This is a genomic window from Bartonella sp. AP1QHHD (assembly GCF_042196265.1).
Taxonomy (GTDB): domain Bacteria; phylum Pseudomonadota; class Alphaproteobacteria; order Rhizobiales; family Rhizobiaceae; genus Bartonella.
In genome coordinates, this window is record NZ_JBHIPW010000001.1 from 80,224 (window position 1) to 101,643 (window position 21,420).

The window sequence follows — 21,420 nt, forward strand, 5'->3', positions numbered from 1 at the left end:
AAAAATATTTTAAATCAATATGCTATAATATTTTTTAAAATAAATTCTATAAACTATTCGATCATCATTAAATCTATAAACAGGCAATCTAAGCCTGTTTATAGATCACGTTTAAAGTACTTTTTTCTTTTCATATTCCAAAATCATAAAAGTAAAATTATTTTTTTTAAAAAAAAGACTGGACAGAAGACTCCTGTTTTGATTCATTGCACTCGATGGGGTTACTATGAATATCGAAGCAGTTTTTAAATCACATTATTCCAGAATTAAAGGAACGCGAGATGGCTAAATTGGACGCATATAATGCGCCAAGGGAGGTGTATGCTGATTCAAAATCAAGCGCTCAAAGTCGCAAGGAGCGGACAGAGCGTACCAATCTATTTTCTGGTTCTGCCTATAAAAAACTTCTTTTTATTGAACCTTGGCTGCGACGTTCACTCCCATTTGTAATTCTTGCATTTCTTGTTATACTAGCAGCAATCCGTTTCCTATCAATCTATGATTGGCGCAACACAATTGATAAAAACACGCATTCTACCATCACTCTCTTAGCTTCTCATATTACCAATACAATCGACCGTGACTTACTTGCCGCCACTCGACAAGGAAAAGCTGCTGCTCTTTCTCATAATCATTTACAAAATATCCTAACCAATTTTCGTAACAAAGGTTTTATAAAAACCAGCGCTGTTATTGCTATTGTCGATCAAAAAGGCAATGTCCTAGCTTCATCAAGTTCCGAGATTGTCTTAGGAAAACCCTTACAGGATTTTACCTCTGAAAGCATTACTTTACAAGCTCTAGGAAAACATGCTGGAATCATGAAAATTACAATAGGAAAAGATATTCCTGCTCTTGCTTCCTTTCAGCAAACAGAAAATGGACAATATGGGGTATTCATCAGTGAAAAAATGCAACATATTTACATGGAATGGCGGAAAGCTCTCTCGTTAAATATAACCATGTTCATTGGAACTAGTGGCGTTATCCTCGCTCTTCTTTATGCTTATTATAACCAAATTGTACGAGCACGCAAAACAGATCTTGTTTCAGAAAAAATTCAAAACCGTATTGATATGGCAATGATGCGTGGACGCTGTGGACTATGGGATTGGAATATGGCAAGTGGACGCGTCTACTGGTCACAAGCAATGTACGAAATGCTCGGCTATGTCCCTCAAGATGCATTGCTCTCAATTTCCCAAATTAGCGCCATTATCAATCCAAATGATGCGAATTTTTTTGACCTTGCTCAGGAATTAATGAGCGGTAAAAAAAAGCATATCGATATTAACGTTCCTATGCGTCATGCTGATGGTCATTATGTATGGATGCGCATTCGTGCCGAAGTGACTGAAGAAGAAGAACCCCATTTGGTTGGTATTTCCTTCGATATTAGTGAACAGCAACAATTGGCTGAACAAACGGCGCAAGCCGACCTTCGTATCCGTGATGCGATTGAAAACATTTCAGAATCTTTCGTCTTGTGGGATGCTGAAGGACGTTTAGTCATGTCCAACAGCAAATTTTGCGAATATGCCGCTATTCCTAAACAAATTCTACAATCAGGTATCCAACGTGCAACCGTCGAAGCCATGGCACGCCCTGCACTCAGTGAATATCCCCTTAAAGATGATGGTACTGGTAACTTAACCAGTATTCGCCAAACGGCAGATGGTTGTTGGCTCAAAATTAACGAACGACGAACCCAAGATGGAGGATTGGTTTGTATTGGTACTGACATTTCTGAGCTTAAACAACAACAGGAAAAATTTGAAGACAGTGAAAGGCGTCTTTTTTCTTTCATTCAAGAACTCAAGCGCGCGCGAGGGAGTGCTCAACAACGCGCGACAGAAGTTGAAAAACTTAATAAAAGTTTGAAAGCAGAAAAAGAACGCGCCGAAAGTGCTAATAAGGCTAAATCAGAATTTTTAGCCAATATGTCTCATGAATTGCGCACGCCTCTGAATGCTATTCTTGGTTTTTCAGACATCATGTTGCAATCAACTTTTGGTCCTCTTGGTTCACAACGCTATAAGGAATATATGCATGATATTTACAATTCAGGAACCCATCTTCTAACCCTTATCAATGACATCCTTGATATGTCAAAAATCGAAGCAGGAAGATTTACGCTTGATTGTAAAAATACCGATCTTGAGCCCATCATTAGTGAAGCAGTACGAACATTAACGCCTCAAGCTCAAGAAAAAAATATTGTTGTTACAACAAACATTACCCCAGAACTTCATGCTGAAGTTGATGGTCGTGCAATGAAACAGATTTTCCTTAATCTCATCTCTAATGCCGTTAAATTTACGCCTTCTGGTGGAAATATTGATGTCTGCGCTTTCAAGAAAAAAAATAATCTTATTTTTAAAATTACAGATACAGGTGTTGGTATTCCCCAATCAGCAATTAAAAAACTTGGGCAACCTTTTGAACAAGTTGAAAATCAGCTTACTAAATCTCATACGGGCTCAGGTCTTGGCTTAGCCATTTCACGCTCCTTGCTAGAACTCCACAAAGGAAAACTTGAAATTACTTCAAAAGAAATGAAAGGAACAACTGTAACGATTATAATGCCCATCACACAAAGTTAAATTTCTCCATTTTGTTCTCGTTGTAGTAAAATCTGTTTCCGTTTGTCCCCCCAACGATACCCTGAAATAAAACCATTTTTACGCACAACACGATGACAAGGAATGATAACAGCCAATTCGTTACGTGCACAGGCATTAGCAACGGCACGAAAAGCTTTCGGCATACCAATACGGCACGCTAAGATCTCATAGGAAATTGTTTCACCACATGGTATATCACATAATACTGCCCATACTTGTCGTTGAAAAACTGTACCATTTATATCTAAGGGAAAATTATATTTTCTTACCAGCTTAGGTGTTTCTATCATGGCTATAATATGGGCAACTTCTCTCTTAAATGTATTGTCACCTACAACTTGTTGTGCATCACCAAAGCGTATCGTAAACTCCTGTAATAATTGCTCTATAGTGTCTCCTAACGCTATATGACAAATCCCTTTTTGAGACCTAGCCACCAAAAGCTTTCCTATTGATACATCTTTCAAACAGAATCTCGTTTGGGAAATGTTCAGCATTTTAGCCTTCTTTATATTTTAAATAAGTCTTGAACATCATCAATAAAGTAAAAGGAGAGTATTCACTATCTTTTAAAAACAAACAAAATCATTCTGAAATTATATCCTTAGCCATTGTATTAAAATACACTCTCACCCTTTTATGAAATGGAAAGATACATAGATTGACTGTCTTCCTACCCTAAAACGGAAACTTCGACCAGAGCCGATCTATCAACAATCTTGCTTTTTATATAACAGATTCCAACTGAAACCATTTTATATGGTTTATTTCATAAGCTCTCTACAGACAAATCCTGTCCTGAATTCTATCATACACTCTAACAAAAAACACCTTAATGTGGTAAATTTTCATACCTTATATCACAGCTCTAAACGGCAGTATTTTACGGAACAACACGATAAGCTTTCTATTTCATTTTACGAAATCCCATTGAACCATAAATAATGGCTTATGTCTTACAAGCAACAGAAAAAGCGCGTGCTCTCTTAGGCAAAAAACGTCATAAAACACAAAATATGCAGGCAATGGATTGGAAAGATGTTCTGGCTTTTTATGCTCCACGTATGCTTGAATATTCTAATTTGTTGGAGCACTGTTATTATTTTTTTATCAAAGGTCATACTTTTGATAGACTGATGAGATGACTCAACTCAAAAAAGAAATTTATCTTCAATTTTATGAAAAAAAGCATGGAAAAGGTATTTTAATGCTTACTTTCTTTGTCACTTAACTTATAAAATGATTGTAGCCTCAGAACTGAAATATTTTGCCCGCAACAATCGCACATAGATATTTGTCATAGGAAAAAGTCATGCCCAAACGCACAGATATAAAATCTATTCTTATCATTGGAGCAGGACCTATTATCATTGGTCAGGCATGTGAATTTGATTATTCAGGCACTCAAGCCTGTAAAGCATTAAAAGAAGAAGGTTACCGAATTATTTTGGTAAATTCTAATCCTGCCACGATTATGACAGATCCAGATCTAGCTGATGCAACTTATATAGAGCCCATTACTCCTGAAATAGTTGCCAAAATTATTGCCCACGAGCGTCCCGATGCCCTTTTACCCACTATGGGAGGACAAACAGCCCTCAATACTGCTTTATCATTAAAGCGTATGGGTATTTTAGACCGCTATCATGTTGAAATGATAGGAGCCAATGCTGATGCTATTGATAAAGCTGAAGATCGTGCTTTATTCCGCCAAGCGATGGCAAAAATCGGTTTGGAAACGCCACGCTCTATGTTAGCCAATGCAACAGAACTGAAAGAAGAAAATCGCCAACAACACGCAAAAACGTGTGCTGAACTTAAAGCAAAGCTTTCTGGTGCTGCGCTTGACAAAGCACTCGAAGAACTTGAGCGCAACTGGCGACATACCGAAGCTGATCGCAAACAACATTATATCGCCCATGCAACAGCAAAAGCAGTTCAAGCTCTTGATGTTGTTGGGCTTCCAGCTATTATTCGTCCTTCATTTACCCTTGGTGGAACTGGTGGTGGAATCGCTTATAACCGCTCTGAATTCTATGAAATTATTGAACGTGGGCTTGAAGCTTCACCAACAACAGAAGTATTAATTGAAGAAAGTGTTTTAGGGTGGAAAGAATATGAGATGGAAGTTGTTCGTGATAAGAACGACAATTGTATCATCGTTTGTTCTATTGAAAACATTGATCCAATGGGGATTCATACCGGTGATTCGATCACTGTAGCACCTGCTCTCACCTTAACCGATAAAGAATATCAATGTATGCGTAATGCTTCGATTGCTGTTTTGCGTGAAATTGGCGTTGAAACGGGGGGATCCAATGTACAGTTTGCTGTCAATCCTGAAAATGGGCGCCTCATTGTTATTGAAATGAATCCGCGTGTTTCTCGCTCTTCAGCGCTTGCTTCAAAAGCAACGGGGTTTCCCATTGCTAAAGTAGCGGCTAAACTGGCTGTTGGTTATACACTTGATGAATTAAAAAATGATATCACGGGTGGTGCAACACCAGCATCATTTGAGCCTTCTATTGACTATATTGTGACAAAAATTCCTCGTTTTGCGTTCGAAAAGTTTCCCGGTTCATCACCTGTCCTAACAACTGCGATGAAATCTGTAGGAGAAGTCATGGCAATTGGACGCACTTTTCAAGAATCGTTACAAAAAGCACTCCGTGGACTTGAAACAGGGCTTACGGGGCTTGATGAAATTGTGATTCCAGAGCATGCTGAAGGTGATGAAAAAAGTTCTATACGCTCAGCCATTGCCATACCAAGCCCTGATCGTCTACGCTATATTGCTCAAGCCATGCGCACAGGCTTACCCTTAAATGAGATTCACCAAATTAGCAAAATTGATCCGTGGTTTTTAGAACAAATAGCCTCCATCATTGAAATGGAGCAGCGTATCCGCATTCATGGATTACCCCAAGACGCAGATAACTTACGTATGTTAAAAGCTATGGGCTTTTCAGATGCGCGATTAGCCTCCCTTACAGGGAAAGAACCCGATTATATCGCAGCTTTACGCAAATCACTGAATGTTAAACACGTCTTCAAACGGATTGATACTTGTGCCGCTGAATTTTCTTCTCCTACAGCCTATATGTATTCAACATATGAAGTTCCCTTTGCAGGTGTAGAGCACTCGGAAGCACACGTTTCTGAACGCAAAAAAATTGCTATTTTAGGCGGTGGACCAAACCGCATTGGGCAAGGTATTGAATTTGATTACTGTTGCTGCCACGCTGCTTTTGCACTGCGTGATGCAGGATTTGAGGCGATTATGATTAACTGTAATCCTGAAACAGTTTCAACCGACTATGATACCTCTGATCGCCTTTACTTTGAATCTTTAACAACAGAAGACGTTATCGCTATTTTAGAAGCAGAACAGGAAAAAGGAGATTTGGTTGGAGTCATCGTCCAATTTGGCGGACAAACACCCTTGAAATTGGCAAGCGCTCTAGAAAAACACAACATCCCCATCCTAGGTACTTCACCTGACGCTATCGACTTAGCAGAAGATAGAGATCGCTTTCAAAAACTGTTATTTAAACTTAATTTAACACAACCTAAAAATGGTATTGCCCACTCCATTGAACAGGCACGCCTCATTGCCCACGAACTAGGCTTCCCCTTGGTTGTACGTCCCTCTTATGTTTTAGGAGGACGTGCTATGCAAATTATCCGTGATGAACGTAGCTTACAAAATTATTTACTTGAGAGTGTCCCCGAATTAATTTCAGAAGATATCAAAGTCCGTTATCCTAACGACACAACAGGACAAATCAATATATTGCTTGGTAAAAATCCGCTTCTCTTTGATACCTATTTAACAGAAGCAATTGAAGTAGACGTCGATTGTCTATGTGATGGCAAAGAAACACTAATCGTTGGTATTATGGAACACATTGAAGAAGCTGGTATCCACTCTGGTGATTCAGCATGTTCTTTACCAGTCCATACGCTCTCAAATAAAATAGTTACTGAATTAGAGCGCCAAACCAAAGCATTAGCACAAGCACTTCATGTTCGCGGCTTAATGAATGTACAATATGCTATAAAAGATGACACCATTTATGTCTTAGAAGTCAATCCCCGTGCTTCACGTACTGTCCCATTTGTTGCAAAAACGATTGGTCGCCCTATTGCTAAAATGGCTGCACGTATTATGGCAGGAGAAACGCTTCATGATGCTCTTCAAGCTTATGGTGGATTACCTTCTTTGCAGAAAAAACAACATATTGCTGTCAAGGAAGCAGTGTTTCCTTTTGCTCGTTTTTCAGGTGTTGATACACTTCTTGGTCCAGAAATGCGCTCAACCGGTGAAGTTATGGGTCTTGACTATGAATTTTCGCTTGCTTTTGCTAAAGCCCAACTTGGAGCTGGTGTAAAACTCCCTAAAGAGGGAACTTTGTTCGTTTCTGTAAGGGATGAAGATAAAAAACGCATCTTAAATCCTGTAAAACGTTTAACTGAGCTTGGCTTTTCTGTTGTCGCCACAAGTGGAACACAAAAATTTCTCACCGAACACCACGTTGAAGCAAAAAAAATCAACAAAGTTCTAGAGGGACACCCCCATATTGAAGATGCTATTCGTAATCGCCAAATTCAATTGATTTTTAATACAACTAGCACTGCCAGTGCCATCTCAGACTCAAAATCATTACGTTATGCAGCACTCATGCAAAATGTTCCCTATTATACAACAATATCTGGAGCCGAAGCCGTCGTAGAAGCGATCAAAGCACTCAAAAAAAGGCACCTTGAGGTACGTTCACTACAAAGTTATTTTAGTTGAATTTTTTTCTACTTAGCAAAATGTACACTGTTTTCTTATTTTTTCTTTATATAAAAATTGATTAAGACTTGCTTTTTGTTCTAAAAACTTTTATAGAGGTTTCATCGAATTTTCGGTTACGTGACTTTCTTTCCTGTGCAATCTGCACTTTCGACGAAACTTCTCCCACCTAATTTCGATCTACAACCGTATTGAAGGAATAAAAGCTTCAATGCTCAATATAATTATATATTCTAAGGAGTTTCCTATGTCTACAGGAACAGTTAAGTGGTTTAATACAACAAAAGGTTTCGGATTCATTCAGCCTAGTGATGGTAGTGCAGATGTATTTGTACACATTTCTGCCGTCGAGCGTTCAGGTCTAAACAGTCTTAATGAAGGGCAAAAAATCTCTTATGATGTTCTTCAAGATCGTCGTTCAGGAAAATTTGCCGCTGGTAACCTTGCAGCACTTTAAAGTTTAAATTCTGCAATATTTTATTTAGAAATCTTCGTCTGTAACGACGAAGATTTTTTATTTTGTATAAAGCATTATTTTACCTTGTTAAAATAAAAGACTGTTTATCTCCTTTGCACAATTCATCAAACCTCTTTTATACTTCCTCAAAAACTTTCATAAAATCTACGAAGAGATTATCTTGTAAAATATCTCAAAAAAGAAGAATATAAAGCCCGTGTAAGAGTATTTTGGAAGTTTTTTATTGCATACAATATAATCTCTTATAGAATATCCTTAAAGCAATAACCATTTGTTGATATAATATAAGGATTTAAAATTATGGCTTTTATTGCCGACAAACTGTCTCGTATCAAACCTTCTGCAACAATTGCTGCTTCTCAAAAGGCCCGTCATTTAAAAGCATTAGGGTGCAATGTTATTGCTTTAAGTGCTGGAGAGCCAGACTTTGATACCCCAGACAACATCAAAAACGCGGCTATTGAAGCTATTCGAAGGGGAGAAACAAAATACCCTCCCATATCTGGAATTCCAGAATTGCGCCAAGCAATTTCTGCAAAGTTTAAAAGAGAAAATAACCTTCTTTATCAACCAGAACAAATTATTGTTGGTACTGGTGGAAAACAAATTCTCTTTAATGCATTCATGGCAACTTTGAATAAAGGAGATGAGGTCATCATTCCATCCCCTTATTGGGTTAGTTATCCAGAAATGGTCGCACTCAACGATGGTACGCCTGTCTTTTTAGAAACAAAAGCCGAATTTTCTTATAAACTCCAACCACAAGAGCTAGAAGCTGCCATTACCCCCAAAACCAAATGGTTCATCTTTAACTCTCCTTCAAATCCATCAGGTGCCGCTTATACACATAATGAATTGAAAAAACTCACAGATGTTTTAGTAAAATATCCTCATGTTTATATCCTTTCCGATGATATATATGAACATCTCACATATGAGGGTTTTACCTTTGTGACTCCAGCTCAAGTAGAACCAGCGCTTTATGAGCGTACACTCACAATGAATGGTGTTTCTAAAGCCTATGCGATGACGGGATGGAGAATCGGTTATGCAGGCGGACCACAAGAATTAATTAAAGCCATGGATACCATTCAAGGACAGCAAACATCTGGAACAAGTGTCATTTCACAATGGGCTGCGGTTGAAGCACTCAACGGGCCACAAGACTTTATTGCTAAAAATAAAAATATTTTTCAAGCACGCCGTGATCTCGTTGTCTCCATGCTAAATCAAGCTCCTGGCATTCACTGTCCAACGCCTGAGGGTGCTTTTTATGTTTATCCTTCTTGCACCGGACTTATTGGAAAGAAAACACCCAATGGTCAACGTATTACGAATGATGAAGACTTTGCCATAGCGCTTCTAGAAACAGAAGCTGTTGCTGTCGTCCAAGGATCTGCTTTTGGACTTGGATCAGCTTTTCGTATTTCTTATGCAACATCAGAAGAATTACTTGAAAAAGCTTGTATACGTATACAGCGTTTTTGCAACAGTTTAATTTAAAATTTTTAATATCATCTCTTGTGATTGTTTTTTGCCGAATGTTAGTATATCCGAGAAAATATCTGAAACTGTGTCATGGTCTAAATCTATCGATTCAGCAAAAATATCTATGAATAAACACAAAAATAGATGCTGTAGATAAAGATCAAAAAAATTTAGCTATCAAATAAATGAATCGGTCTATTATCATAAGAGATGACAAGCCTATTCTACTTTCTCCATTCAATTTATAACTCTAAAAAAGACCGAGCACTTTTAAACACAATTGCCCTTATAATCAAAGGCCCTTACAATAAAATCTCTTCTATTTCTCAGCTTCTTCTTCGTCCTAAAACGAAGAAGAAGCCACCTCCCATCGTTGTGTAAACAATCCAGTTTCCTTTAAGTTCTATTTAATAACTACTTGATTTACTTCATAGGCTTTATGAACAAGACCTGCCTTAAATATTCACCTCACATTCTAATAAAAAGCACTTCATGTATAAGGTTTTAAATATTTTATATCACGCCCCTAAAAGACAGACTTTTACAGTACAATAGAATACCCCCTCTCAAACTCCTCATTGAATTTTAGTATTCTTAAAAAATTGTTGGATATCCACCAGTTTCGAAATTTTTTCTTTATCATCTTCCCATATATTGCAATTTCTAGGGACTCTTTCAAAAATTAAAAAAAAGCCGGACATATGTCCGGCAAATTTGGAAAATCCTCAGAGATAAAATCAATCTGATAGATCTTCGTAAGGGAACACTCAAGAAAACGAAACTGGGAGGCAACATAATCAAGAGATAGTATTCTATGTCATTTTATAAGGAAAAGCACAACAAAGACTTAAGCGTATCTGCTATGCAATAAACACATAGCTTTAAATTTGTCTCCATCATGTACCACTCTCTTTAATTAAATAGTAAAAATGTTAACTACACCATCACACGATTGTCCATTTTTCAATATATAATAGCCCTCATGGTTGCTAGTATTCAGAAAAAACATTTATCCCTCTTTTCAAAAATATTTACCCACACAGCTAATTATTCCTTATAAATTAAGATATTAATATTAAAAAGACCACTGGCGAGCTTTTAAAAAAATATAATCTCGAAAAGCATTTAACCTTGCCAAATTCTTTAAATTATAAGGATAACAAAAAAAAGTATCAAAAGAAGGAATATCAACCATATCAGGAAAAAGACGCACTAAATGCTCATCATTATTGACGATATAATCAGGAAGCACAGCAATCCCAAGATCACGCATAAGCGCATTCTTTATTGAGATGATATTGTTGATTTGTAGAACTGAAACGCGCAATGATCCATCACTTCTACCAGCCTTTTCCAACCAATTTAAACCAGATAAATAAGGTGGAACAGGTTCACCGAACGAAATAATACGATGCTCATCGAGATCAGACAATTTTTCCGGCTTTCCATAATTTGCAATATACTTTTCCGAAGCATAAACATGCATATGAATTGTAAAGAGTTTTCTTTGTATAAGATCAGGTTGTTTGGGTTGATGCAAGCGAACAGCACAATCCGCATGACACATTGTCAAATCAAGCTCTTCATCGGAAAGCAAAAGCTGAACCTGCATATCAGGATAAAGACTAAGAAATTCTGGCATACGCTCTGCAATCCACCCTGCCCCCATTCCAAAGGTCGAGGTCACACGCAAGTGCCCCGTTGGTTTTGCATAGCTTTCACTTAATTGCAAACGCACACTTTCAAGCTTCATCAAAACATCATGAGCTGTACGATAAAGAGTTTCTCCCTGTTCTGTAAGAATCAAACCACGCGCATGACGTTGAAATAAGGATACCCCAACCTCTTGTTCTAAAGCCGAAACCTGTCGTGAAACGGCTGATTGAGATAAATGAAGTTTTTGAGCAGCATGCGTAAAAGATCCCGCTTCTGCTGCAGCGTGAAAAACCCTTAACTTATCCCAATCCAACGGTGGCGCCACAATTAATTCTACCTCTATATTCTCTATGTTCTCAATGAGTGACTAACGCTTGGGTATATCCAAAAACCGTTCTGCTTCCAACGCTGCCATACATCCTCTTCCCGCAGCTGTTACAGCTTGGCGGAATGTTTCATCTGTCACATCCCCAGCAGCAAAAACACCAGCAATGCTTGTTGCTGTTGAGTCCGGTGCTGTCCATAAATAGCCGCCTCGTTTTTGTTTCAGCTGTCCTTCAAACAGAGAAACAGCAGGATCATGCCCAATGGCAATAAATATGCCCTCTGCATTCACTTTCATCTCGTGACCTGTCTTAACATTTTTCAGACGTGCCCCTGTTACAACAGCGCCCATTGAATCTTGAGCTGGCAGCCCCACAATTTCTTCAACCACATGATCCCAAAGAACACGTACATTATTACAAGCCCGCAACCTATCTTGCAAAATTTTTTCTGCCCGAAACTGCCCCCGCCTGTGAACCACGCTTACACTTTTAGCCAAATGCGATAAATAAAGTGCTTCTTCAACAGCCGTATTTCCTCCTCCCACGACAATAACGTCCTTATCACGATAAAAAAAGCCATCACATGTAGCACAAGCAGAAACACCTCCGCCCATAAAGGTCTGTTCACTTTCTAAACCAAGCCAGCGCGCTTGAGCTCCTGTTGCAATAATCAGTGCATCACAAGAATATTGTGTTCCTGAATCCCCATATAAGACAAAAGGATACTTCAACAAATCAGCCTTTATAATTGTATCATAGACAATTTTTGTCCCCATATTCTCAGCTTGTTTCGCCATTTGTTCCATCAACCATGGTCCTTGAATGGGATCTGCAAAACCTGGATAATTCTCAACATCAGTTGTAATTGTCAATTGTCCCCCCTGCTGCAAGCCCGTCACCAAAACAGGCTTAAGCATTGCTCTTGCTGCATAGATCGCCGCTGTATAACCAGCCGGACCTGAGCCAATAATCAGCAGACGAATATGCGATTGTACCATTAAATCCCCTTCACTTTATTATAACTTAATTATTCTATAAATGATAACGGAATGCAGCCTTTTAAAAAAATATTTTTCAAGAGCCCTAATTATGTTATGTATACTTCTTTTCAAGTTTTATGAAAAGGTCTGATTACTAATTCATCAAGGCACGCTAATGTTAAGAATTAATCCTTATCCTATAAAGAGAAAAATGTAACTTCTTATGAGCACAAAACCATAATAAAAAGAGATACAAAGATAGGGAACGATCATTTTTCAATTTATTATCAATGTCTGTGCACGTTTTGCCTTAATCATGGGAGGAGCAATGCTTTTGCCAATTTTTGTGGATTTGCACGACAACAATCGTAATTGGATAAGCTTTCTCTATTCTTGTGCCATAACCACCATGTTAGCAACGCTGATTCTTCTAGCAACTAAGGGAGCTACTTGTCGTTTTTCAGCACGACTTGGCTTTATGCTCACTGTTTGTCTTTGGCTTACAGGAAGCATCGTAGGTGCCTTACCTCTTTATCTTTCTCCTCTTCCCATTTCTCTAGCAGGAGCCATTTTTGAATCTGTTTCTGGAATTACAACAACAGGCTCCACAGTCCTTTCTGATCTTGATAATTTATCGCGAAGTATTTTATTATGGCGTTCTCTTATATGCTGGATTGGGGGCATTGGTTTTATCGGTTTAGCCCTCTTAATTTTGCCTTCACTGCGTGTGGGTGGCGTGCGGCTTTTTCATATGGAATCATCTGATAAATCTGAAAAAATATTGCCTCGCATCAACCAAATTGCTAACGGAATTATCATCGCTTATGTTGGGTTAACATTGGCTTGTATGCTTTCTTATTTTGCTGCAGGCATGAATTTATTTGATGCCATTAACCATGCAATGAGTACAGTAGCAACAGCTGGTTTTTCAACGCATGATGCTTCTTTTGGCTATTTTTCTGATACACCAGCCATCTTAATTATTTCAACAATCTTCATGTTGCTTTCTGCTTTACCCTTCGTACTTTATGTTAAATTAGTCCTTCCTGGACACTCCAAACGCTTCCTTGACCCACAAGTGATTGTTTTTCTCCATATCGTTCTCCTTTTCAGCTTTGCTTTAGCGGCATGGCTACGGTTTTATGATCATCGCGCGTTCTACTTGATTTTTCTTGATGTCATTTTTCACCTTTCATCCATTATTAGCACCACCGGTTACAGCGCTGAAGATTATCAACTTTGGGGAGCGTTTGCGCTTGGAATTTTCTTTATTGTTTCTTTTACAGGCGGATGTGCTGGTTCTACTTCTGGTGGCATGAAAATCAATCGCCTCATTATTCTTTGGCGTATTACACAAACAAATATAGAAAAACTTCTTTCTCCTAATGTCGTTGTAAAAGCGCGCTACGATCACTCAAATATATCAAATGATGTTGCTCAAGCCGTTTTGTTTTTTGTCTGTCTTTATATGTTTTGCCTTGTTATCGGCACTGCACTTTTGCTTACAACCGGTCTTGACTTTACCTCTGCCTTTACGGGGGTCTTAACCGCACTTTCAAATGTTGGTCCAGGCTTTGGAGATATTATTGGCCCTACTGGTAATTTCTCTACAATCAACGATCATGCTTTATGGATTTTAAGTTTTCTAATGTTAGCTGGACGCCTTGAAATCATAACAATATTCGTCCTTTTTATTCCCGCTTTCTGGCGTGAACAATTCTAATGTATAGAGTATTTTATGCTACCATGATAAAAAATTGACAAGATAAAAAGGCGAGAACAGTATGCGTCATAATATTCACTCCTCACCCAATCTACTGAAGATTTCCTAAAATTTCATACAAAACATCATATCAATGATATAAAAATAATTCAACAAAAACAATCAAATACCGATATTCTCAAAGCCATAACATATAAAACTTCACTTTATTGATCTTCTTTATCAAATAAAGTGGACGCATAGAACATTCTTTTTTACGAATAATCTCTCATGAAAAAATATGAACATTTGCTGATAAAAGTGTTTTTCTTTTTAATAGAGTTACACCCTTATAGAAAATAAAATGCTATTATATTACGAACTCACAAGCTTGTAAAAAACATCTCACAATACTCATCACCCCCATTTCACGACAGCCCTTATGAAAGATATAAAATGGGCACCATCATTTTTACTTAAATAATAAAGGTGCAAGTCGCTACTACAAAACAAGATATAAATTAGTACCACCATATTATTTTCTTTCTGCTAATATCGTAACAGCCTGCATTTCAGACAATTTATAAGAAATCTCTTTACACCCTGTCTTCAATAGTTTTTATCCACCACATGCCTTCTTCCAATTGTGATGTACAAGAAGATAGCTCTCATTAATTTAATATCAACAGATTTTACATGAGAAAATCTTACGGTACTCAAAGCTCTTATTCAAATTGAAAAGGTAAATTATCTATAAAAATCATATATATATATTGATCTTAAATCCATCTTATTATGAATTTATTGAAAATATGTACGACTATTTTATTCATGGAGATACCATCATTATCTTTTTAAGACAAGAAAACGTTTTTTTGCTATCTATTTAAGTCTTACAAAACGAACAATATCAGTACGACACCGTATAAGATAGTGCATAAATCCCCAGACTTGAGTTAAAGCATTATTTTCTTATTCTAAAATATCAATGAATAAAAGTAGCTTTCCTCTCTCTTAGTATGCTTTATCATAAACTACATATCGCTCTCAAGCGTATACATTTTTAATATTTTATCCAAAATTTTGAGAACTTTTTATAGCGTGCTACTAAAGACAATATAAATTTTGTAAAATAACATTTATATCATTGAGCTGTTTTCTTGATGACTATGAAAAACCTTTAAGGAAAATACTTTTATCATTCCTCAAAAAGATTTTTGATATAATAATCAAAGTGTTTTTTCTGCAAACAGTTCTTTGTAAACACTTTCAATCTTGCTTGCCTCTTTTTCCAAAGGAAAGTGAGTACGAACATGGGTTAAAGCTTTCTTTCCGGCTGCCAATGTTTTTTCTACATCAGCAAAATAAGGTTCAATTGCTGCTGTTAAAGCCGCTCCATCTCCTGCTTGAACAACCGTTCCTGTTCCCTCGACCACCAATTCTTTAAAAATTCCTACATCACTCGCCACTACAGCCGTCTGTGATGCCATTGCCTCCAATGGTGTCAGACCAAAACCTTCCAAACGAGAAGGAGTTACATAAAGTGATAAACGGCGATACCACACAGGTATATCAAGCCTTTCACCAAGAAAAATAATGCGGTCGTTTAAACCAGCTTCAGCAATCTTCTGTCGTAATTTCTTTTCAAAACCATAATGCTGTTCTGTAGTCCGACCAGCGATAAGTGCTGTCCATTCGGGATAGTCAGGCAATAATGCTATCATCGCGTCCACAAACAAATCAGTACCCTTTAAATAGCGCACGCGCCCAAAACATCCTACCGCATATTTTCCTGGCACCCCAGTTGCTGGAAAGTAATCATCAGGAATTTTGGGGGGTGAAAAACGCCTAATATCCACTCCATGCATAATAACCTTATGAGGCACTTCTAGATAGGTTCCCGTACATACACTAGTAGCGATAACTTTATCCATACGACGAAGCAACCATTTGGTAAAAGGCTTGTGTTCGCGTCGAGATGCCGAAGTAAAGATGAGTTTAAGCTTCATTCGCAAAACATCGCGTAAAAACACCCCGCAAAGCATCTCAATATTGCGTCGTGCATGCCAAATACGAAATGGCTTCCCTTTCGGACTTTTCCAAAGTCCGAAAAGGTCCTTAAAGGCAAGTGTCGGTAAAGTTCGTGGTAAACCAAACCCCAAAGTGGATATACGCACACCCTGTTCGCGTTGCAGTGGAATAAGCTGAATAATCGTAGATGTTACTCCCGATAAACGCCTTTTCAAGTGAGGCGCAATAATCTCAGTTTCGTCCAAAGATACACGCATAATAATCCATATGTTATTTAGATGTACTGAACCTTAATGATCTCGTAATTATGCGCACCACCTGGTGCATTCACCTCAATCACATCACCTTCTTGCTTGCCAATAAGTGCACGTGCGATAGGCGAAGAAATAGAGATTTTACCAACCTTTACATCAGCTTCTTGATCTCCTACGATCTGATACACTTTTTTTTCTTCAGTGTCCTCATCCAAGAGTTTAATGGTTGCGCCAAATTTTATTTTGTTACCTGAAAGACGCGAGACATCTATAACTTCTGCTCGTGCGATATAATCTTCAAGCTCATTTATACGCCCCTCATTATGACTTTGCGCTTCTTTAGCTGCATGATACTCAGCATTTTCAGATAAATCACCATGCGCACGCGCCTCAGAAATTGCTTCAATAATTCGCGGACGCTCCTGTTGTTGACGCCAACGCAACTCTTCTTTAAGACTCTCAAAACCAGCTGTAGTCATCGGAACTTTTTCCATAATCCGTCCCTTTCTATTACACGGAAGGTTTAATAAAAATACAAAAAACGGCTTCCAAAATTACTTTTGGAATCCGAAAACTACGATCTTTTTTATTATATAGTACAGTATCGCTGTTTTCCATACAAAAATAAATAAAGGAAACAAAACATGCACAAATAGTGATTAAAACATCTCATTTTGGTGTTTAAAACGTTAAACTTCACTCTTCTCTTTAAAGTATCCTAAAGAAGAAAGAATTGTATTTTTTTCTGTTTTATCATAATCTAGTAAAAGAAATTATATGGAATATGAAGAGAGAAGGATAGAAAATCTCTAAAGAAATTCTTTACAGAAAAATGAAAAAAATCGTCATTTTTTTTATGTTTGGCTCTTTCTTTTTAGCCACAACAATATCAGAGGCAGCAGATGCTTTTGTTACGAGAAATCTTAATTTTAGAACAGGTCCCAGCACTCAGTATGCACTTTGCGGCTTAATCTCTGCTGGAGAATTAGTTTTTGTTAAAAACTGTGAAGGAAATTGGTGCCATATCCGATATAACACTCAAATAGGTTGGGTGTCATCTCGTTATCTTTCATTTAAAGATGGAAATGATCTTTATCACACATATACAATGTCTTTAATGCCCAAACGTACCGATTATTCTCCATAACAGCCATAATAACTTATGCCCTCTTGAATATCATCATGGTAAAAATGCAATAGTGTTCACGAACAACCACAAATATGCTCCCTCCAAAGAAATACTTCGAAGAATTTGTCTCATAGAAAAAACTTGATCAATATCCTAATGAAGGCTTCAATAAACCAAAACAAATCTGTTCAATAACGTTTTGCTGTTGTCGTAATGAAATTGTAAAAATTAGTATTTTCTTTAAAATCACCAGCACTTTTCTATCAAAGGATACAACAATGAAAAATGGTGTTACTGCAACAGTAGAAGCTCTTTCTGCTCTTATTGCTTCAGGTAATCCTCTTTTTAAGAATGGTGCATTATGGACACCTCACCGCCCTATTCGTCCCGAAAAATCTGAAGGTGGTATTCCATTTCAACTCGAAACATCTTTTAAACCAGCGGGGGATCAACCTCAAGCCATTAAAACTCTGGTTGAGGGAATTCAAAAAAATGAACGTACACAAGTGCTTTTGGGTGTTACCGGCTCAGGAAAAACCTATACAATGGCCAATATCATTGAAAAAACACAGCGTCCAGCTTTAATATTAGCTCCCAATAAAACTCTAGCAGCGCAGCTTTATGGGGAATTTAAAAGTTTTTTTCCCCATAATGCCGTCGAATATTTTGTTTCCTATTATGACTATTATCAGCCAGAAGCCTACGTTGCACGCTCTGATACCTATATTGAAAAAGAATCCTCAATTAATGAACAAATCGACCGTATGCGCCATGCTGCAACACGTGCTGTCTTAGAGCGTGATGACGTCATTATTGTCGCATCTGTATCCTGTATCTACGGGATTGGTTCAGTAGAAACTTATACTGCTATGACCTTCCAAATAGCAAAAGGGGACAAACTCAATCAACGAAAACTCTTGGCTGATTTAGTCTCTCAACAGTATTATCGACAAGATATCAATTTCATTCGTGGTTCCTTTCGTGTTCGAGGGGATACAATCGAAATTTTCCCTGCCCACCTCGAAGATCGTGCTTGGCGTATTTCGCTCTTTGGCGATGAAGTGGAAACAATTACGGAATTTGATCCTCTAACGGGTCAAAAAACAGGTGATCTTCAATCGATTAAAATTTATGCCAACTCACACTACGTAACACCACGCCCAACACTTAACCAAGCGATGAAATCGATCAAAATGGAACTCGTTCAACGCCTCGATGAATTAAATGCGGCTGGACGTCTTTTAGAAGCACAACGTTTAGAACAACGTACAATTTTTGATTTAGAAATGTTGGAAACTACCGGCTCATGCTCTGGAATCGAGAATTATTCACGCTATTTAACGGGACGAAAACCCGGAGAACCACCACCAACCTTGTTCGAATACATTCCAAATAATGCTCTTGTTTTTATCGATGAAAGCCACGTAACCATTCCCCAAATTGGTGGCATGTACCGAGGTGACTTTCGTAGAAAAGCAACCTTAGCAGAATATGGTTTTCGCCTCCCTTCTTGTATGGATAACCGTCCTTTGCGCTTTGAAGAATGGGATGCTATGCGCCCACAAACGATTGCTGTCTCCGCAACACCTGGACGGTGGGAAATAGAACAATCTCACGGCACTTTTGCAGAACAAGTTATTCGCCCCACAGGGCTTGTTGACCCACCAACAGAGGTTCGTCCAGCCAAAAATCAAGTCGATGATGTTGTGAATGAAATTCGTAAAACAATTCAAAAAGGCTACCGTACATTGGTGACAGTTCTCACAAAGCGTATGGCCGAAGACTTAACTGAATATCTCCACGAACAAGACATTCGTGTCCGCTATATGCATTCTGACATTGATACATTAGAGCGCATTGAAATTCTACGCGATCTTCGGCTTGGCACCTTTGATGTCCTCATCGGTATTAACTTGCTCCGAGAAGGCTTAGATATTCCAGAATGTGGTTTTGTTGCCATTCTAGATGCCGATAAAGAGGGCTTTTTGCGCTCTGAAACTTCCCTCATACAAACAATCGGACGTGCTGCACGTAACGTAGATGGCCGTGTTGTCCTCTATGCAGATACGATCACTGGTTCCATAGAACGAGCCTTACTGGAAACACAAAGACGTCGACAAAAACAAATAGCCTATAATGAAGAACACCATATCACACCGAAAAGTATCAAAAAAAATATCGGAGATATTCTTAATTCAGGCTATGAAAACAACCATATTCATACAAATATCCCTGATGTCATCGAGAAAAAAAATATGGTTGGCAACAATTTAGCATCTCATATTAAACACCTCGAAAAATTAATGCATGAAGCAGCTGCTGATCTTAATTTTGAAGAAGCAGCACGCCTTCGCGATGAAATCAAACAATTACAAAAGATAGAACTAGAACTCGCGGAAAATCCCTTAACACATCATAGCGAACAATCCACCCATGAGCGCGTATTACAACCAAGTCTTTTCTCCAAACCAGACCTTGCACACATGGGACCAACCATGGACACTGGTATTTTGGAAAATCAAAAAGGAAAATCTCGTAAAAACACCCCTAATCAAGCAACAATAAAACGAAAAAAACGCAATCAATGAAGGAGCAAAAAATTTCAAACCGCATAAAATAATCTTCAGCTCTTCTAAAAAAAGACGAAAGCTCAAAAGCAAACAGCGTTATCCGAAAAATAGACAACCTCCAACATCAAGGGTGCTCCAATTTGTCTAAGACAACATGAGAAAGAACATTTTACAAAAAAATCCTAAAATATATTATCTTATACAGTTATACTCTGATATCTAACTCAATATTATTTGTCCTTACAAGAAAATATTCAAATAAGACACTGTTCTATAATACAAATAAAGTAAAACAAGACTTTATCATAGCACCATAAGCCTATGATAAAAAATGATAACTTTTATTCATACATCTATTGTTCAATTCATATTGTACCAAACAATAAAAAAGTACCCATAAATAAAGAGTTTATATCCCATAGTAAAAATCGGGTACTATCAATACAAACTTATTATTTAACCTCAAGCAGAGTACATTAATTGAAATCAAAATTCTGTTATGATTTCATTTTACTGTCTCCGCGACAGATTTAACTAAATAAATTTTTATTTTTTTTGTCACAATAAAGTCCAAAATTGTTCAGGCTCTATTCAGTTTGAAACGTGTAGGATGTGAAAAATACGAATTTACACAAGGAGCATCATTATGAAAAAAGTGATCAGGTTAGCGGTATTATCAGCAATGTCAACTGTGACCGTTTTGATGCCGCTAAATGCAACGCTTGCGGATATGGCATGGAATCGTAGTGACTCTATCTCGAGAGAAATAGATGATATGATGAGGAAGATGCGTAAAGAAACAGATGATGCGATAAGGGAAATGAGGAAGAAAGCTGATATTCTGCCTTGCGGTTTTTCTCGCTCCCATTGTTCTGATAAAAAACGTAGCTTTTTATCTGATGATTTCCAAAAGTTTGTTGATGATTTCCACAAGAGTTCTGATGACGACAAGAGAAGATTTAAAGCCAAACATGAAAGGTCTGTAGCCAAACATAGTAAGACGGAACAACAACATCATCATCACCACCACCATTATCATCATGTTGAAAACAAAACATATCATTACGTCGAGCGCAAAAAGACAAAACACAGTAATATTCATATAGACAACTCAGGAGATGCTTTAGCGGTGGGTATTCTTGGTCTTGCAACAGGTACGATTCTTGGTACAATTTTAAAAAAACCAGAACAGCCACAAGTGATTTATCAAATAGTACCACAAAATCAGGTAATTTATCAAAAAGTTCCGCAAAATCAAAGAGTTTATCAAGTGCAGCAAACGGTGGCATATGAGCCACTCCAGCAATCATTAGAATCTGATTGGCTTCAATATTGCAAGAAAAAATACCGTTCCTTTAACCCTAAAACAGGGACCTTTCGAGAC

At 37.7% G+C, this 21,420-nt stretch carries 14 protein-coding genes; 9 read left to right on the top strand and 5 right to left on the bottom strand.

Annotation, left to right across the window (positions count from 1 at the left end):
* The first annotated feature begins 281 nt into the window (after positions 1-281).
* The gene (locus ACFIME_RS00370) at positions 282-2,603 is read left to right on the top strand and encodes an ATP-binding protein (protein ID WP_375661807.1); all 2,322 of its coding nucleotides are present in this window, start codon (positions 282-284) and stop codon (positions 2,601-2,603) included.
* Here the strand turns inward: ACFIME_RS00370 and ACFIME_RS00375 are convergent.
* Positions 2,600-3,121 carry a methylated-DNA--[protein]-cysteine S-methyltransferase gene (locus tag ACFIME_RS00375; RefSeq protein ID WP_375661806.1) on the bottom strand — a complete coding sequence of 174 codons (522 nt, stop codon included), beginning with the start codon at positions 3,119-3,121 and terminating at the stop codon, positions 2,600-2,602. The genes ACFIME_RS00370 and ACFIME_RS00375 overlap by 4 nt on opposite strands.
* A 447-nt stretch (positions 3,122-3,568) precedes the next feature.
* Between ACFIME_RS00375 and ACFIME_RS00380 the strand changes: the two genes are divergently transcribed.
* From ACFIME_RS00380 to ACFIME_RS00395, 4 genes are all read left to right on the top strand, one after another.
* A complete protein-coding gene (locus tag ACFIME_RS00380; protein WP_375654985.1) occupies positions 3,569-3,769 on the top strand; it encodes a hypothetical protein in 201 nt (66 codons plus the stop codon).
* A 167-nt stretch (positions 3,770-3,936) separates the two neighbouring features.
* Positions 3,937-7,422 carry a carbamoyl-phosphate synthase large subunit gene (gene carB, locus ACFIME_RS00385; RefSeq protein ID WP_375636246.1) on the top strand — a complete coding sequence of 1,162 codons (3,486 nt, stop codon included), beginning with the start codon at positions 3,937-3,939 and terminating at the stop codon, positions 7,420-7,422.
* A 247-nt stretch (positions 7,423-7,669) separates the two neighbouring features.
* Complete coding sequence (locus ACFIME_RS00390; RefSeq protein WP_012754908.1) at positions 7,670-7,879, top strand: cold-shock protein; 210 nt, start codon at positions 7,670-7,672, stop codon at positions 7,877-7,879.
* A 321-nt stretch (positions 7,880-8,200) separates the two neighbouring features.
* Entirely contained in the window at positions 8,201-9,403 is a 1,203-nt protein-coding gene (locus tag ACFIME_RS00395) for a pyridoxal phosphate-dependent aminotransferase (protein WP_375661805.1), read from the top strand.
* A gap of 1,060 nt (positions 9,404-10,463) precedes the next feature.
* Here the strand turns inward: ACFIME_RS00395 and ACFIME_RS00400 are convergent.
* Together ACFIME_RS00400 and trxB are read right to left on the bottom strand one after the other, a co-directional pair.
* Entirely contained in the window at positions 10,464-11,369 is a 906-nt protein-coding gene (locus tag ACFIME_RS00400; RefSeq protein WP_273791217.1) for a LysR family transcriptional regulator, read from the bottom strand.
* Positions 11,370-11,411: 42 nt separating this feature from the next.
* A complete protein-coding gene (trxB, locus tag ACFIME_RS00405) occupies positions 11,412-12,368 on the bottom strand; it encodes a thioredoxin-disulfide reductase (RefSeq protein WP_375684337.1) in 957 nt (318 codons plus the stop codon).
* A gap of 310 nt (positions 12,369-12,678) precedes the next feature.
* Between trxB and ACFIME_RS00410 the strand changes: the two genes are divergently transcribed.
* Positions 12,679-14,073, top strand: a complete 1,395-nt coding sequence (locus tag ACFIME_RS00410; protein WP_375634194.1) for a TrkH family potassium uptake protein — start codon at positions 12,679-12,681, stop codon at positions 14,071-14,073.
* Between the two features lie 1,208 nt (positions 14,074-15,281).
* Here ACFIME_RS00410 and ACFIME_RS00415 read toward each other — a convergent pair.
* Positions 15,282-16,340 (bottom strand): glycosyltransferase family 4 protein, encoded by a 1,059-nt coding sequence (locus ACFIME_RS00415; protein ID WP_375661804.1) that lies wholly within the window; start codon positions 16,338-16,340, stop codon positions 15,282-15,284.
* 17 nt (positions 16,341-16,357) lie between these two features.
* Positions 16,358-16,831: a transcription elongation factor GreA gene (gene greA, locus ACFIME_RS00420; protein ID WP_375661803.1), complete on the bottom strand. Its 474-nt coding sequence runs from the start codon at positions 16,829-16,831 to the stop codon at positions 16,358-16,360.
* Between the two features lie 338 nt (positions 16,832-17,169).
* Between greA and ACFIME_RS00425 the strand changes: the two genes are divergently transcribed.
* From ACFIME_RS00425 to ACFIME_RS00435, 3 genes are all read left to right on the top strand, one after another.
* Positions 17,170-17,484 carry an SH3 domain-containing protein gene (locus ACFIME_RS00425; RefSeq protein ID WP_375612971.1) on the top strand — a complete coding sequence of 105 codons (315 nt, stop codon included), beginning with the start codon at positions 17,170-17,172 and terminating at the stop codon, positions 17,482-17,484.
* 260 nt (positions 17,485-17,744) lie between these two features.
* Positions 17,745-20,054, top strand: coding sequence for an excinuclease ABC subunit UvrB (gene uvrB / locus ACFIME_RS00430; RefSeq protein WP_375684338.1), 2,310 nt, complete (start codon positions 17,745-17,747; stop codon positions 20,052-20,054).
* Positions 20,055-20,682: 628 nt separating this feature from the next.
* Positions 20,683-21,420: BA14K family protein (locus ACFIME_RS00435; RefSeq protein ID WP_375684339.1), on the top strand; the 738-nt coding region annotated here is incomplete at its 3' end.

What these genes read in the sequence shown, in the direction of transcription:
- ACFIME_RS00370 (WP_375661807.1), top strand. Translation starts at nt 282, where the DNA reads ATGGCTAAATTGGACGCATATAATGCGCCAAGGGAGGTGTATGCTGAT.
- ACFIME_RS00375 (WP_375661806.1), bottom strand. Translation starts at nt 3,121, where the DNA reads ATGCTGAACATTTCCCAAACGAGATTCTGTTTGAAAGATGTATCAATA.
- ACFIME_RS00380 (WP_375654985.1), top strand. Translation starts at nt 3,569, where the DNA reads ATGGCTTATGTCTTACAAGCAACAGAAAAAGCGCGTGCTCTCTTAGGC.
- carB (WP_375636246.1), top strand. Translation starts at nt 3,937, where the DNA reads ATGCCCAAACGCACAGATATAAAATCTATTCTTATCATTGGAGCAGGA.
- ACFIME_RS00390 (WP_012754908.1), top strand. Translation starts at nt 7,670, where the DNA reads ATGTCTACAGGAACAGTTAAGTGGTTTAATACAACAAAAGGTTTCGGA.
- ACFIME_RS00395 (WP_375661805.1), top strand. Translation starts at nt 8,201, where the DNA reads ATGGCTTTTATTGCCGACAAACTGTCTCGTATCAAACCTTCTGCAACA.
- trxB (WP_375684337.1), bottom strand. Translation starts at nt 12,368, where the DNA reads ATGGTACAATCGCATATTCGTCTGCTGATTATTGGCTCAGGTCCGGCT.
- ACFIME_RS00410 (WP_375634194.1), top strand. Translation starts at nt 12,679, where the DNA reads ATGCTTTTGCCAATTTTTGTGGATTTGCACGACAACAATCGTAATTGG.
- ACFIME_RS00415 (WP_375661804.1), bottom strand. Translation starts at nt 16,340, where the DNA reads ATGCGTGTATCTTTGGACGAAACTGAGATTATTGCGCCTCACTTGAAA.
- greA (WP_375661803.1), bottom strand. Translation starts at nt 16,831, where the DNA reads ATGGAAAAAGTTCCGATGACTACAGCTGGTTTTGAGAGTCTTAAAGAA.
- ACFIME_RS00425 (WP_375612971.1), top strand. Translation starts at nt 17,170, where the DNA reads ATGAAAAAAATCGTCATTTTTTTTATGTTTGGCTCTTTCTTTTTAGCC.
- uvrB (WP_375684338.1), top strand. Translation starts at nt 17,745, where the DNA reads ATGAAAAATGGTGTTACTGCAACAGTAGAAGCTCTTTCTGCTCTTATT.